Below are 14,861 nucleotides of genomic sequence, written 5' to 3'. Positions count from 1 at the left end.
TTTAACAAAGATTTAAGGATGATCAATCATGACAACTCAAACGAAAGAAACCAGCAAAAAATTAAATGCTAAAGATCGTTACCGCGCATTAACCCGTGATCTGGACTGGGACTTTTCCTATGCTGACCGTAAAGATGCCTTCCCTTATGAAGAGTTTGAAGGTATCAAAATTACTGACTGGTCTAAATGGGAAGATCCATTCCGTTTAACTATGGATGCTTACTGGAAATATCAGGCAGAAAAAGAGAAAAAACTTTATGCCATTTTTGATGCCTTTGCTCAAAACAATGGTCAGATGAATGTCAGCAATGAACGCTACTTAAATGCGATCAAACTCTTTTTAACAGCGGTGACCCCCCTTGAATATCAGGCTTATCAAGGCTATGCCCATGTAGGTCGCCAATTTAGTGGTATTGGAGCACGTATTGCATCTCAGATGCAGTCGATTGATGAGCTGCGTCATGTACAGACTCAAATTCATGCCATGAGCCATTACAACAAGTTCTTTGATGGTTTTCAGGATTGGGCACACATGCATGACCGCGTTTGGTATTTGTCTGTGCCTAAATCATTTTTTGAAGATGCCCGTTCTGCTGGCCCTTTCGAATTTTTATTAGCCATTAGTTTTGCTTTTGAATATGTACTTACCAACTTACTGTTTGTTCCGTTTATGTCGGGTGCAGCTTATAACGGCGATATGGCAACCGTGACCTTTGGTTTTAGTGCGCAGTCAGATGAAGCGCGTCACATGACACTCGGTCTTGAAATCGTGAAATTCTTGCTCGAACAACATGAAGACAACGTGCCGATTGTGCAGGAATGGATTGATAAATGGTTCTGGCGTGGGACGCGTTTGCTTTCAATTGTGGGCATGATGATGGATTACATGCTGCCAAACAAAGTGATGTCTTGGAAAGAAGCTTGGGAAGTTTATTTTGAACAGGCAGGCGGTGCGCTATTTAAAGATTTAAGCCGCTATGGCATTCGTATGCCGAAATATAGCGATGTGATTGTGAAAGAAAAAGAGCACGTCTCACATCAGGCATGGTGGATTTTCTATAACTTTGGTCATGCTGCTGGTTTCCATACTTGGATTCCAACCGACGAAGAAATGGATTGGTTATCGGCTAAATATCCAGACACTTTCGATAAATACTACCGTCCAAAATGGGAGCTGGCTCGCAAAATGGAAGCCGAGGGTAAACGCTTCTACAGCGCAGGTTTACCACAGCTTTGTCAGGTTTGTCAGATTCCAATGACTTTTACCGAAATGGGCGATGATCCGACTCAGTTCAGTTATCGCCATACCATTTACCAAGGCGAACGCTACCACACCTGTTCAGATGGTTGTCATGACATTTTCGAGCGCGAACCTGAGAAATATATACAAGCATGGCTACCTGTAAATCAAATTTTGCAAGGTAACTGTGGTGGCGGTGACCTCGAAACTATGCTCCGTGATTATTACCGCATGAATGTCGGTGCCGACAATCTAGATATTGAAGGCTCACCAGACCAACAGCGCTGGAAAAAATGGAAAGGCAACGCAGCTTAAGTACAAGGAATTGTTCAGGCAGTCATCAAGCTGCCTGATAGGAAATAAGGAGATTGAACATGACTGTTCGCGCGATACACAACAACTATCAATTTGAACCACTTGATCTGCAAAAAAATTATGGCGATCAATTCTTACTTTACGTGGGTTGGGATCATCACACACTTTTTTGCTCGGCACATGCCATGCTTGCCTCACCTCAACAAACTTTGGGACAGTTGATTGAGCAACAAATTACAGGTGGTTTTGCCCAACATCCAGATTTTGCCAAAATTGATTGGTCAAAAGTGCAATACACTTTAGATGGTCAACCAATCAATCCAGAGAATACACAAAGCTTGGCAGAGCTTGGTTTTGGGCATAAGTCATTGCTTCGTTTCGTTACGCCAGAATTAAATGGCTATAACGACAGCTACGTTTAATTCGGAGGTGTGTCATGAGTTATCAAGTCACCATTGAGCCGATCGGAACAACGATTGAAGTAGAAGAAGACCAAACCATTTTAGATGCCGCTTTACGTCAAGGCGTTTGGTTACCCTTTGCCTGTGGTCATGGCACTTGCGGGACATGTAAGGTTCAAGTCACCGACGGTTTTTACGATGTTGGTGAAGCCTCGCCATTTGCGCTCATGGATATTGAACGTGATGAAAATAAAGTGCTTGCCTGTTGCTGTAAACCACAGTCCGACATGATCATTGAAGCCGATGTTGATGAAGACCCAGATTTCTTAGGTCATTTGGTTCAAGACTATCAAGCGACCGTAATTGAAATAAAAGACTTATCGCCAACCATTAAAGGAATCCGACTACAACTAGATCGGCCAATCGAATTCCAAGCTGGCCAATATATCAATGTCCAGTTCCCAAACATTGAAGGAACTCGAGCGTTTTCAATTGCCAATTCACCAAGTGAAGTGGGTATTGTTGAGCTGCATATTCGTAAAGTTGAAAGCGGTGCAGCGACGACTTATGTGCATGAACAACTTGCCACGGGCGATCAGCTTGATATTTCAGGCCCTTATGGTCAATTTTTCGTACGCAAGTCAGATGATCAAAATGCCATTTTCATTGCGGGTGGTTCAGGTCTTTCAAGTCCACAATCGATGATTCTAGATTTACTTGAGTCTGGAGATAGTCGCACGATTTACCTCTTCCAAGGAGCACGAGACTTGGCAGAGCTATACAACCGAGAATTGTTTGAACAGCTCGTAAAAGACTATCCGAACTTTCGCTATATCCCTGCCCTGAATGCACCAAAACCAGAAGACCAATGGACTGGATTTACTGGGTTTGTGCATGAGGCTGTTGCCGATTACTTTGAAAATCGATGTGGTGGACACAAAGCGTATTTGTGCGGCCCACCAATCATGATCGACTCGGCAATTTCAACACTCATGCAAAGTCGCTTATTCGAACGGGACATTCACACTGAACGCTTCTTAAGTGCAGCCGATGGTGCTGCTGGACAATCGCGTTCGGCTTTATTTAAACATATTTAAAGATAATTTTTTAAGCACTCCGCTTTTTCAAATGAGCTTTGTATTTGTAATTTAGAAAGAAAATACAAGGCTCACAGGAGTTCTGCATCCCAAATTTTTAGATTAAACAGACTTAATTTTTTAAAGACCGTTAAGGAATAACGTTTTTTAGTGACAAGCCAAACAACACAGAATAGGACATTCTATGAATAACAAAATTGCTGCAATCATATGTGGTGTAATCAGCGCCCTTTACCTTCCTTCTGCATTTGCGACAGAAAACGGCTCGGACTCTTTTGCCTTAGGTGCCGAAGGTATGATGGCGGGTGCCTTACCACCTGCCGGGGTTTATCTACTCAGTTATTATCAAAATTATCACGCATCAGAGTTTCAAAATGGTCCCGATCAGTTCCATGTTGATGTCAACGCCGTGGTTCCACGGTTGGTCTGGATGACCGATCAAAAAATTATGGATGGACAACTCGGGTTGTATGCAGCCCAGCCATTGGTTGATCTAAGACTCAAAGTAAATGGAATGGCTGACTCAAACCAAGGTCTCGGAGACTTGATTTTGGGCGGTATGCTCGGCTGGCATCAAGGAAATCATCACTGGATTGCAGCCCTAGAAACTGTGCTGGCAACAGGTGAATATGACACTCCAAGTACGACACATCCAGTTGAAGCTAATCTCGGGAAAAACTATCACACCATTCGACCGATTATTGCCTATAGTTATGCCAACGCAGCAGGTTTAGATCTATCTACTAAACTGTCTTATAGCTGGAATACACGTAACGACGCGACTGACTACCAGTCTGGACAATACATTGCGGGTGACTATAGCTTGGGTTATCGCATTAGCCCAAAACTCAAAGTGGCTGTTGAAGGCTATGCTTTTAAACAAACCACAGATGACAAAGTAAACGGAAGTAACATTGGGTTTAAAGGACAGGCTTTTGCAATTGGTCCTGGCATTCAATATGCCGATAAAAACTGGTCTATTGAAGCTAAATTTCTAAAAGAAACCGAAGTCGAATATCGTCCCGAAGGCCATACCAGCTGGCTAAAACTGATTTGGGCTTTCTGAACTACTTCAACGCATAGCTTCATCTTTTGAGGCTATGCACTTCCGTTATTTAAAAATCGACGCCATTTGAATCATCTATCGGGTTCTGATCGAGTGTAAAAACTGTCCGTTGATAAGGTATCCCTTCTAAGTCATAAACCTGATAAATACAATCAAACAGTGACTGTAAATCTTCACTTCTGTCCATTGCCCGTGCTGTAATAAAAATTGGGCTGACCGCGCCGTTATCTAAAATCGGAATATAGTTTAAGTGTGGAAATCGAATGGTATCGGCACTTGCCGGAATAATACAGATCCCTTCTCCCGCTGCCACTAAGCCCAAAGCCAGTTGAATTTCTCGTATTTCATGCATATTTTTTGGAACCAAACTATGCTCGGCAAAAATATTCAAAAGCTGGGTCGAAAAATTGGGTTTCGGTGAAGTGGGATACATAAACATCTTTTCATCAATCAAGTCAGCTAGATATACCCCTTCCGTGCGCTGTGCAATTGGATGGCTGGTATGTGCAGCAACCACCAAACGCTCTTTACGTAAAAGAATTCGTCTCACAGCAGGATCACTAATTCTTAAACGTCCAAAACCGACATCAATACGTCCTTCTTTTAATGCCTGTAGCTGTTCGGTTGTACTTAACTCCATGAGCTGAATATTCAAATGAGGTTGCTGCTGGCGAAATAAATAAATGATTCGAGGTAGCAAACCATAGAGTAAAGACCCAACAAAACCAATGGTCATACTTCTTTCGATGAGACCAATACGCTTGGTCATACTTTTTATTTCTTCAGCATTCGACAAAAGTTTAACGGCGTGCTGGTAAAAGAAATGCCCTGCTTGTGTAGTTTGTAAAGGACGGCTTCCACGCTCAAACAGTTGAATTCCAAGCTCACTTTCCAAATTTTGAATCTGTCGACTCAAAGGTGGTTGAGCAATAAATAGTTTTTCCGCAGCTTTTGTAAAGCTCTGCTCTTCAACAACAGCCACAAAATACCGTAAATGTCTTAGTTCCATAAGGTATCCATACCTTTAAGATATAAAAAAATGCAAATTCAGTCTTAGACACAGTTTAACCATTCTTTTAAGGTATATACAAGCAACAAACCGATGAAGTGATGAATTGCTTTGTGAACAAGCCTTCTTGCCAATCTTCCAGTTATTCATCTTCATCAATTCACGGTTAAACACCCAGCGCACTCATGCGCTTCATTGACAATATTAGGATATCAAGACCTTTTAGACCGTAGCTAAGGCCTTGGTGACTTCCACACTTTTGGAAAGTCGGAGAACGGACATGCCACGTATTCCTGTAATCAATACTAGCCATCTTGACCGTATTGATGAATTACTTGTCGATAATATCGATACAGGTGAATTTAAACTTCATCGCTCAGTGTTTACTGACGAAGCCCTATTTGACCTCGAAATGAAATATATCTTCGAAGGTAATTGGGTTTACTTAGCACACGAAAGCCAAATTCCAAATAATAATGACTACTACACCACTCACATTGGTCGTCAGCCGGTCATTATTGCCCGCAACCGTAACGGTGAATTGAATGCCATGATCAATGCGTGTTCACACCGCGGAGCACAACTTTGCCGTTACAAGCGTGGTAATAAAGCAACGTATACCTGCCCTTTCCACGGCTGGACTTTTAACAACTCAGGTAAATTGCTTAAGGTTAAAGATCCAAGTGAAGCAGGCTATTCTGACTGTTTTAACCAAGATGGCTCACACGACCTTAAAAAAGTGGCGCGTTTTGAGAGTTACAAAGGTTTCTTATTTGGTAGCTTAAATCCCGATGTTCCTTCACTTGAAGAATTCTTGGGAGAAACCACCAAAATCATCGACATGATTGTTGACCAGTCTGAACATGGTTTGGAAGTTTTACGTGGTTCATCTACCTATACCTACGAAGGCAACTGGAAACTCACTGCTGAAAATGGTGCCGATGGTTACCATGTTTCTGCTGTTCACTGGAACTATGCAGCAACGACTCAACACCGTAAAGAAACTCAAGCTGCCGATAACATCCGCGCGATGAGTGCAGGTTCTTGGGGTAAACAAGGCGGTGGCTCGTATGGCTTTGAAAATGGTCACATGTTGCTTTGGACACAATGGGCAAACCCAGAAGACCGTCCTAACTTCCCAAAAGCAGATGAATACACCGAAAAATACGGTGAAGCGATGTCGAAATGGATGATTGAGCGTTCACGTAATCTTTGTCTGTATCCAAATGTTTATTTGATGGATCAATTCGGTTCACAAATTCGTGTACTTCGCCCACTTTCAGTCAATCGAACCGAAGTCACCATTTACTGTATCGCGCCTAAAGGTGAAGCACCTGAAGCTCGTGCACGCCGTATCCGTCAATATGAGGATTTCTTTAATGCTTCAGGCATGGCAACACCAGACGATTTAGAAGAGTTCCGCGCTTGTCAGGCAGGCTACGCAGGTATTGCCCTTGAATGGAATGACATGTGTCGTGGTTCAAAACACTGGATTTATGGACCGGACGATGCAGCAAACGAGATTGGTTTAAAACCCATGTTAAGTGGGATTAAAACTGAAGATGAAGGCCTGTATCTGGCCCAGCATCAATATTGGTTAAAGACCATGAAACACGCGATTGCATCAGAGAAAGAAATTGCTGATCAGGGAGAAACAGCATGAGTACTCAAGACAAAGCAACTTTAGAAAATATTGCTCAGTTTCTTTATCGTGAAGCTCGCTTTTTAGATGATGAACAATGGGATGACTGGCTTGAATGCTATGCGCCAGAAGCTTCTTTCTGGATGCCAGCTTGGGATGACGACGATAGATTAACTGAAGATCCGCAATCTGAAATTTCACTTATTTATTATCCAGACCGTCAAGGTTTAGAAGATCGTGTGTTCCGTATTAAAACCGAACGCTCATCTGCAACCATGCCAGACACACGCACAAGCCACAATATTGCCAACGTTGAAGTTCTCGATCGCGATGGAGATAAAGTTACTGTTCGCTTTAACTGGAATACCTTGAGTTTCCGTTACAAGACAAATTACAGCTATTTCGGTATGTCACGTTATGTGATCGATTTTTCAGGTGATCAACCAAAAATCTTGAGCAAGTATGTCGTTTTGAAAAATGACTACATCAATCAAATCATTGATATTTATCACCTCTAAGACATACCCCCTCAGCTAAACGGACTGTTGGCTGAGGGTAAAAGTTTCAAATATTTTGTAGGATACATGCCATGTCAAACCACAATGTTGCACTTCAATTTGAAGATGGTGTTACACGTTTTATTAACGTAGCTCAAGGCGAAACCCTATCTGACGCAGCCTATCGCCAAAAAATTAATATTCCTTTGGATTGCCGTGATGGTGCATGTGGAACTTGCCGCGCATTTTGCGAGTCAGGTCATTATGACATGCCAGAAGAAAGCTATATTGAAGATGCATTAACACCAGAAGAAGCTGAGCAAGGCTATATTCTTGCTTGCCAATGTCGACCAACTTCAGACGCCGTATTTCAGATTCAAGCATCTTCAGATGTTTGCAAAACAGAAATTCATAGCTTCCAAGGTACTTTAGCCCGCGTTGAAAACTTATCAGACTCAACCATCACATTTGATATTCAACTTGATGATGGCCAACCGGATATTCATTTCCTTGCAGGTCAGTATGTGAATGTTGCAATTCCTGAAACTGGCGAAACACGTTCATATTCATTTAGCTCAAAACCGGGCAATCGCTTAACGGGCTTTGTGGTCCGTAACGTACCGAACGGTAAAATGAGTGAATTCTTAAGTAAAAATGCTAAAGCTGGCGACAAAATGACATTTACTGGTCCATTCGGTAGCTTCTATTTACGTAATGTAGCGCGTCCAGTACTGATGCTCGCAGGCGGTACTGGGATTGCCCCATTTATGTCGATGTTACAAGTGCTTGAAGAAAAAGGTTCAGAACAACCTGTTCGTTTAGTCTTTGGCGTAACCAATGATTTTGATTTGGTTGCTTTAGATAAACTTAATGAATTGCAGACGAAATTCCCATGGTTTGAATATCGAACTGTGGTCGCAAGCCCAGAGAGCAACCATGAACGCAAAGGCTATGTAACGGGTCATATTGAAAGTGAATGGTTAAACGGTGGCGACGTCGATGTTTACCTATGTGGCCCAGTACCAATGGTAGAGGCTGTCCGTGGCTGGTTAGAAACTGAAAATATCAAACCTGCTAATTTCTTGTTTGAAAAATTCTCTGCAAACTAATTCAAGGTGGAGAAGTTATCTATGTCAAACCGTCAAAGATTTACCGATAAGGTCGTGATTGTAACGGGTAGTGCTCAAGGCATTGGTCGTGGCGTGGCACTACAAGTTGCAGCTGAAGGTGGACAAGTCGTCATGGCGGACCGCTCTGAATATGTTGAAGACGTTCTCAAAGAAATTCAGAGTGCAGGTGGCGATGCTGTCACGATTAATGCCGACCTTGAAACCTATGCAGGTGCACAAGCGGTTGTTGCAAAAGCCATTGAACACTATGGTCGGGTAGATATCCTGATTAATAATGTAGGCGGCGCGATCTGGATGAAACCTTTTGAAGAGTTTTCCGAAGAAGAGATCATTAAGGAAGTCAATCGCTCATTGTTTCCAACTTTATGGTGTTGCCGCGCTGTGCTACCCGCCATGATTAAGCAACAAGCGGGTGTAATAGTAAATGTATCTTCAATTGCAACCCGTGGCATTAACCGTATTCCCTACTCGGCATCTAAAGGTGGTGTAAATGCTTTAACAGCATCGCTTGCTTTTGAACATGCCAAAGACGGAATTCGTGTCAATGCTGTTGCGACTGGTGGAACCGAAGCACCACCTCGGAAAGTACCACGCAATGCCAATCCATTAAGTCAAAATGAAAAAGACTGGATGCAGCAAGTGGTTGATCAAACAATAGATCGAACATTTATGGGCCGTTATGGCACAATTCAAGAACAAGTCAATGCAATTTTATTTCTTGCATCAGACGAAGCATCATATATGACTGGCTCGGTTATTTCAGTCGGAGGTGGAGATCAGGGTTAACCCTGATCTTTTTGCATGATTGGGTAAATAACATGATTTGCATGGAGGCAATCACACATGGCAACCCTGTTAAAGACATTAAAAAATGACTGGTCCATATCAGCAACAGTTGCTGGCTTTCTTGCGGTTTTAATTTCTTACTCAGGCCCACTGATTATTTTTTTCCAAGCTGCTCAGCGTGCTCATGTGTCTACCGATATGATGGTGTCATGGATTTGGGGAATTTCAATTGGTGCCGCCGTTTCAGGTATTTATCTTTCAATTAAATATAAAACGCCGGTCATAACCGCATGGTCTGCACCAGGTACTGCCCTGTTAGTTACCCTATTTCCAAATGTCTCACTGAATGAAGCGGTAGCCGCCTATATTACTTCTGCCATCGTTATTTTTTTAATTGGAGTTACAGGTTACTTCGATAAATTACTAAAGTGGATTCCCCAAGATGTCGCTGCAGGCATGATGGCTGGTATTCTTTTTCAATTTGGTATTGGTCTATTTACCGCGTCTGATAGTATGCCTTTTATTGTCTTTAGTATGCTCATCGTCTTTTTAATTGCCAAACGTTTAATGCCGCGCTACACCATGATTTGGGTGTTAGCTGCTGGAGTTTTATTAAGCCTCATTTTGGGCAAAATGAATCCGGTTGATGTAAGTTTTAATTTAGCTATTCCACAGTGGATTAGCCCCGAATGGACATGGAACTCAACACTCAACCTTGCTGTTCCTCTCATTTTAGTCAGCCTAACCGGCCAATTTTTACCGGGTATGGCGATAATGAAACTCAGCGGTTACGACACCCCAGCCAAACCTATTATTACTGTCACCAGTATTGCCTCTTTAGCTGTTGCCTGCGTCGGCGGTATTACGATTGTGCTTGCCTCAATTACCGCAGCTTTATGCATGGGCAAAGATGCACATGAACTGAAAGAAAAGCGTTACATCGCAGGAATCGCCAACGGAATTTTTTATATTTTAGGTGGCTTATTTGCTGGCAGTATTGTCATGCTATTTAGCTTACTTCCTAAAGAGTTGGTTGCAGCACTGGCAGGTTTAGCTTTGCTAGGTGCTATTGCCACCAATATTTCTGTTGCCATGAAAAATGATAGTCAACGCGATGCTGCACTTATTACCTTTTTAGCCACAGCATCGGGCATGCATTTTCTTGGATTAAGCTCAGTCTTTTGGGGTATTTGTATTGGTGTAATCGCCCATTTCATTCTCACACCACGCTCAACGCCAGCTACAAATTAAGTTTTTTCTCTAAAAACCCAAACTAAAATAAAGCCTCAATCGCCAAATCAGGATGCAAATAATTTGCTAATTCTGATTTGGCGATTTTTATTAAATATAAATTAAATTTCATTTTTAAGATGAATCTCTAAAATAATTAAATAATAGACTTTAGTATTTTGTTTTTATATTTTCACTTCAATTCATAATATAAATTTAACGATATTTTTAAGAGTGATTATTATCAATAAAATCTATAAAAAAACATCTATAAAATCCTTAAAATTCTCATAATACAATATTTAACCCTATTTTAAACATACAACAAAATTAGCTAAATCAACAAAAATAAATATATATTTTTCAAATAATTAAATCAATAAAAGCACAATACCTTAAAGACATAAAGATATATCAATTAGGTTTTTGACTCCAACTCAATAACAAAATAGTTTATTAAAAAATAACGCGATGCTTCACAAATTGGAGGTGAAGAAAATGGATACGAGCAAGGTAAATATTAATGAGTTAATTGATAAAGCCAGTTTTACATCTTTTCATTGGAAAGTTTTAATATGGTGCTTACTTATTATTATTTTTGATGGATATGATTTAGTTATTTATGGGGTTGCTCTTCCTCTGTTAATGCAGCAATGGTCATTAACTGCGGTAGAAGCTGGTTTACTCGCCAGTGCTGCTCTATTCGGTATGATGTTTGGTGCCATGATTTTCGGCACACTTTCAGACAAACTGGGACGTAAAAAAACCATCCTGATTTGTGTCACCTTATTTAGTGGATTTACCTTTATTGGTGCCTTTGCCAAAGGACCAACTGAGTTTGCTATTTTACGCTTTATTGCAGGCCTTGGGATTGGTGGCGTTATGCCAAACGTCGTTGCGCTTATGACCGAATACGCACCAAAAAAAATCCGCAGTACATTAGTGGCAATCATGTTTAGTGGCTATGCAATTGGCGGCATGACATCAGCACTACTCGGCGCATGGCTGGTTAAAGATATGGGCTGGCAAATCATGTTTTTAATTGCGGGTATTCCCCTGTTATTGCTCCCACTCATTTGGAAATTTTTGCCAGAGTCTCTCACCTTTTTAGTGAAATCAAACCATAGCGAGCAGGCAAAAAGTATTGTTTGTAAAATTGCGCCAGAAACGCAGGTAAACGCCAATACACAACTGGTGTTAAACGAAAGCACAACCACAGATGCACCTGTCCGTGCGCTTTTCCAACAAGGCCGTACCTTCAGCACATTTATGTTCTGGATTGCTTTCTTTATGTGCTTACTCATGGTGTATGCCTTAGGAAGCTGGTTACCTAAACTCATGCTGCAAGCGGGCTACTCATTAGGTGCGAGCATGCTATTCCTGTTTGCACTCAATATTGGCGGTATGGTCGGTGCAATTGGTGGCGGTGCTTTAGCAGACAGATTCCATTTAAAACCTGTTATTACGATCATGTTTATTGTGGGATCAGCAGCTTTAATTCTGCTTGGCATCAATAGTCCACAATTTATTTTATATAGCCTGATTGCGATTGCTGGTGCCGCCACAATTGGTTCACAAATCTTACTCTACACCTTCGTTGCACAGTTCTATCCAACGGCACTTCGTTCAACAGGCATGGGCTGGGCATCTGGAATTGGCCGTATTGGCGCGATTATTGGACCAGTTTTAACCGGAGCCCTACTCACTCTTGAGCTTCCTCACCAAATGAATTTCTTAGCGATTGCAATTCCAGGTGTGATTGCTGCACTTGCAATATTTATGGTTAATCTCAAAGCCTCTGTTGCCGCACAAACGCCATCAACTTTTAACCCTCAAAACACGCTTACCCAGCAGTAAACATAAATGCGCCGAGGACTGGCGCATATTTTTGGAAATGGATTATGGAATTATTACACCGCTTTAAACCATGTAATTTAGCAATAGCCACATTATTAGGTTTATTGACTAGCCCAAGTTTATGGGCAGCAGATACAGCTCAACAAAGTGAAGATGAATGGAAGTTCACTTTAAAAAACGCCTACATCAACCGTAATTTTGATAATGATGCCTTAAAAGATACTGGCAGTTGGTCTCAGGCAGCATCATTATTTTATAAATCGAAAATGCATGACACCCCTCTGCAAATTGCAGATAAGCCCATTACGATTGGTGCCGATGCTTCTGTTCAATACGCAGTTCGCTTAAGTTCAGATAAACACGTCGCAGACACGGTTTTGCCTTTTAATAAGGAAACACAATCTCAAGCATCAGACTTCTTAAAATACGGCGCCACTTTAAAACTGGGATATGACAAAACCCTTTTAAGTGTCGGTGAACTCTGGCTCGATTTACCTGTAACGGCTGTGGATGCAAGCCGACAATTGCTTGCTTCATATTGGGGAACCAATCTTAAATCGCAACTTTCAGATCAGCTCTATGCTGAAATTGGTCGGGTTGAAAAAGTCTCACCACGAAACGAAGAAGATTTTAAAAAGTTTTCGTTCACGGCAAATGGAATGACCAAAGAATCTGATGGCTTAAATTACATAGATCTGCGCTATCAATTTACGCCGTCTTTAAAGGGCGAATACTACTTTGGTAATTTAGAAGATCTCTACAACAAACACTATGTAGGGCTTGAGCATAATTGGAAACAACCTAATTTTGCCCTCACCTCTAAATTTAAATATTTCAATGCAAAAGATGATGGCAATACTTTTGATATTGATGCGCAAAACATTGGAGTGCTAGAAACACTCAAAGTAAAAAATCATACATTTGGTTTAGGTTATCAACAAATTATGGGTGAGTCGGCTTATCCATTACCAGATGGTTTCTTACCAGAGACGTATTTCATTAACTGGAACGCAACTGGATTCTTTAAAGAAGATGAAAAGTCTTACCATGTCATGTACGGCTATGACTTTAAAGACTATGTACCGGGTTTAAATGCGATGGTGAAATATGTTTATGGCCATGACTTTAAAACAGCCAATGGTGAGAAAAACCATGAAACCGAGTCGAATGTGATTTTAAATTATGCGTTTCAGCAGCCATTCTTAAAAGGTGTTGCTCTGCAATACATTCGGATTGATTACAACGTTAAACATGGCAATGATTTTGATGAAGATCGCCTGTTTGTAAACTACACCAAAAAGTTTTAATAACTTTTAATTCAATCTAAGCGGGCTAATTTTGGCCCGCTTTTTTATATTATTTCGCTCATAAAAAAACGCTCTTACGAGCGTTTTTTTAATTAATCTTGTAGCTTAAGCAACATGCTTTTGTACAACAATCGAACCTACTGAATAACCAGCGCCGAAAGATGAAATCACGCCATACTCGCCATCATTCACTTCGTTGCCTGTACGGTGTAAAGCAATAATAACGCCTGCTGAAGAGGTATTTGCAAACTCATCTAAAATAATTGGTGCACGGCTTAAATCAGCTTCTTTACCAGCAACATATTTCAAGATTAGTTCATTCATGTTGGCATTGGCTTGGTGTAACCAGAAACGCTTAATATCGTTTGCAGTTAACTGCATTTTCTCCAACTGCGCATTAATGATTTTAGCCACTAACGGACAAACATCTTTAAATACTTTGCGGCCATCTTGACGGAATAACTTGTCGTCAACCACTGCATCTTCGCTACGGTTTAAGAAACCGAAGTTATTGCGAATGTTGTTTGAAAATTGAGTAAATAAATGAATATCTAAGATTTCAAAACCAGTCTTAGTAATTGTTTCTTCAATAATAGAAGCTGTAGCAACATCACCAAAAATGAAGTGACAATCACGGTTACGGTAGTCTAGGTGACCCGATGTAATCTCAACGTTCACTAATAAAACACGGCGAGCACCTGATCGAATTGCATCAGCTGCTTGTTTCAAACCAAAAGTAGCAGCTGAACATGCAACGTTCATGTCGTAGGCATAACCTTGAATGCCAAGTGCCGATTGAATTTCAATCGCTACAGCTGGATAAGCACGCTGCATGTTTGAACATGCCAAAATTACAACATCGATATCTTCAGCAGTTACATCTGCATTTTCCATTGCCTGTTTCGCAGCAATAACACCCCACTCTGCTTGAAGTGAAAGTTCATCATTTGAACGTTCAGACAAACGAGGACGCAAACGATTTGGATCGAGGATACCTGATTTCTCAATCACGTAACGGCGCTTAATACCAGACGCTTTTTCAATAAATTCAGCACTAGAACCACGTAACTCTTCTAGCTCACCTGCTGCAATTTTCTCTGCATTCTCTTGGTTATATTGTTCCACATAAGCATTTAAACTGTCGGCCAGTTCTTCATTAGAAATGATTTCTGTTGGGTGAAATAACCCAGTACCTGTGATACGAATGCCCATGTAAAACTCCTAAAAAAATGAATAGGGTCTGTTAATCTTTCATTTATAAATTGCGTTGTAGGCTAAACAACA

At 41.1% G+C, this 14,861-nt stretch carries 12 protein-coding genes and 2 pseudogenes; 11 read left to right on the top strand and 3 right to left on the bottom strand.

Annotated elements, in window-relative coordinates; translation table 11 throughout:
• Positions 1-28: 28 nt before the first annotated feature.
• From RMA94_RS10295 to RMA94_RS10280, 4 genes are all read left to right on the top strand, one after another.
• Positions 29-1,555 (top strand): aromatic/alkene/methane monooxygenase hydroxylase/oxygenase subunit alpha, encoded by a 1,527-nt coding sequence (locus tag RMA94_RS10295; RefSeq protein ID WP_087606504.1) that lies wholly within the window; start codon positions 29-31, stop codon positions 1,553-1,555.
• 59 nt (positions 1,556-1,614) lie between these two features.
• Entirely contained in the window at positions 1,615-1,977 is a 363-nt protein-coding gene (locus RMA94_RS10290; protein ID WP_202745454.1) for a phenol hydroxylase subunit P4, read from the top strand.
• Positions 1,978-1,991: 14 nt separating this feature from the next.
• Positions 1,992-3,053 (top strand): NADH:ubiquinone reductase (Na(+)-transporting) subunit F, encoded by a 1,062-nt coding sequence (locus RMA94_RS10285; RefSeq protein ID WP_202745455.1) that lies wholly within the window; start codon positions 1,992-1,994, stop codon positions 3,051-3,053.
• A gap of 184 nt (positions 3,054-3,237) precedes the next feature.
• Positions 3,238-4,119, top strand: a complete 882-nt coding sequence (locus RMA94_RS10280; RefSeq protein ID WP_202745456.1) for a transporter — start codon at positions 3,238-3,240, stop codon at positions 4,117-4,119.
• Between the two features lie 49 nt (positions 4,120-4,168).
• On the opposite strand, the gene RMA94_RS10275 is transcribed toward RMA94_RS10280, so the two are convergent.
• Together RMA94_RS10275 and RMA94_RS10270 are read right to left on the bottom strand one after the other, a co-directional pair.
• The gene (locus tag RMA94_RS10275; protein WP_039757490.1) at positions 4,169-5,128 is read right to left on the bottom strand and encodes a LysR family transcriptional regulator; all 960 of its coding nucleotides are present in this window, start codon (positions 5,126-5,128) and stop codon (positions 4,169-4,171) included.
• Positions 5,129-5,172: 44 nt separating this feature from the next.
• Positions 5,173-5,302: pseudogene (locus RMA94_RS10270) on the bottom strand (hypothetical protein).
• Between the two features lie 106 nt (positions 5,303-5,408).
• On the opposite strand from RMA94_RS10270, the gene benA reads away from it, so the two are divergent.
• The 7 genes and pseudogenes from benA (at position 5,409) to RMA94_RS10235 (ending at position 13,577) form a co-directional block, all read left to right on the top strand.
• On the top strand, positions 5,409-6,791 hold the full coding sequence (benA, locus tag RMA94_RS10265) for a benzoate 1,2-dioxygenase large subunit (protein WP_032041271.1): 1,383 nt from the start codon (positions 5,409-5,411) through the stop codon (positions 6,789-6,791).
• A pseudogene (gene benB, locus RMA94_RS10260) lies at positions 6,788-7,307 on the top strand (benzoate 1,2-dioxygenase small subunit). The gene benA and the pseudogene benB overlap by 4 nt, the downstream one beginning before the upstream one ends.
• Before the next feature lie 52 nt (positions 7,308-7,359).
• Positions 7,360-8,376, top strand: a complete 1,017-nt coding sequence (gene benC, locus RMA94_RS10255) for a benzoate 1,2-dioxygenase electron transfer component BenC (RefSeq protein ID WP_311082773.1) — start codon at positions 7,360-7,362, stop codon at positions 8,374-8,376.
• Between the two features lie 21 nt (positions 8,377-8,397).
• Positions 8,398-9,183: a 1,6-dihydroxycyclohexa-2,4-diene-1-carboxylate dehydrogenase gene (locus RMA94_RS10250; protein ID WP_311082772.1), complete on the top strand. Its 786-nt coding sequence runs from the start codon at positions 8,398-8,400 to the stop codon at positions 9,181-9,183.
• 57 nt (positions 9,184-9,240) lie between these two features.
• On the top strand, positions 9,241-10,434 hold the full coding sequence (gene benE, locus RMA94_RS10245) for a benzoate/H(+) symporter BenE (protein WP_064785362.1): 1,194 nt from the start codon (positions 9,241-9,243) through the stop codon (positions 10,432-10,434).
• 477 nt (positions 10,435-10,911) lie between these two features.
• Complete coding sequence (locus RMA94_RS10240) at positions 10,912-12,270, top strand: aromatic acid/H+ symport family MFS transporter (protein ID WP_049837797.1); 1,359 nt, start codon at positions 10,912-10,914, stop codon at positions 12,268-12,270.
• A gap of 44 nt (positions 12,271-12,314) precedes the next feature.
• Complete coding sequence (locus RMA94_RS10235) at positions 12,315-13,577, top strand: OprD family outer membrane porin (RefSeq protein ID WP_151302677.1); 1,263 nt, start codon at positions 12,315-12,317, stop codon at positions 13,575-13,577.
• 105 nt (positions 13,578-13,682) lie between these two features.
• Here RMA94_RS10235 and RMA94_RS10230 read toward each other — a convergent pair whose 3' ends face one another.
• Positions 13,683-14,789, bottom strand: a complete 1,107-nt coding sequence (locus RMA94_RS10230; protein WP_151302678.1) for a beta-ketoacyl-ACP synthase III — start codon at positions 14,787-14,789, stop codon at positions 13,683-13,685.
• Positions 14,790-14,861: the final 72 nt, after the last annotated feature.

It is taken from the genome of Acinetobacter sp. V115_6, assembly GCF_031799025.1.
Classification (GTDB): Bacteria; Pseudomonadota; Gammaproteobacteria; order Pseudomonadales; family Moraxellaceae; genus Acinetobacter; species Acinetobacter pittii.
The sequence above is the reverse complement of the archived record's forward strand: the minus strand, read 5'-3'. Positions and strand labels throughout refer to the sequence as shown.

Bases quoted from the DNA above. Each gene is read 5' to 3' on its own strand.
- RMA94_RS10235 (WP_151302677.1), top strand. From the start codon at position 12,315: ATGGAATTATTACACCGCTTTAAACCATGTAATTTAGCAATAGCCACA.
- benA (WP_032041271.1), top strand. From the start codon at position 5,409: ATGCCACGTATTCCTGTAATCAATACTAGCCATCTTGACCGTATTGAT.
- RMA94_RS10250 (WP_311082772.1), top strand. From the start codon at position 8,398: ATGTCAAACCGTCAAAGATTTACCGATAAGGTCGTGATTGTAACGGGT.
- RMA94_RS10295 (WP_087606504.1), top strand. From the start codon at position 29: ATGACAACTCAAACGAAAGAAACCAGCAAAAAATTAAATGCTAAAGAT.
- benE (WP_064785362.1), top strand. From the start codon at position 9,241: ATGGCAACCCTGTTAAAGACATTAAAAAATGACTGGTCCATATCAGCA.
- RMA94_RS10280 (WP_202745456.1), top strand. From the start codon at position 3,238: ATGAATAACAAAATTGCTGCAATCATATGTGGTGTAATCAGCGCCCTT.
- RMA94_RS10275 (WP_039757490.1), bottom strand. From the start codon at position 5,128: ATGGAACTAAGACATTTACGGTATTTTGTGGCTGTTGTTGAAGAGCAG.
- benC (WP_311082773.1), top strand. From the start codon at position 7,360: ATGTCAAACCACAATGTTGCACTTCAATTTGAAGATGGTGTTACACGT.
- RMA94_RS10230 (WP_151302678.1), bottom strand. From the start codon at position 14,789: ATGGGCATTCGTATCACAGGTACTGGGTTATTTCACCCAACAGAAATC.
- RMA94_RS10240 (WP_049837797.1), top strand. From the start codon at position 10,912: ATGGATACGAGCAAGGTAAATATTAATGAGTTAATTGATAAAGCCAGT.
- RMA94_RS10290 (WP_202745454.1), top strand. From the start codon at position 1,615: ATGACTGTTCGCGCGATACACAACAACTATCAATTTGAACCACTTGAT.
- RMA94_RS10285 (WP_202745455.1), top strand. From the start codon at position 1,992: ATGAGTTATCAAGTCACCATTGAGCCGATCGGAACAACGATTGAAGTA.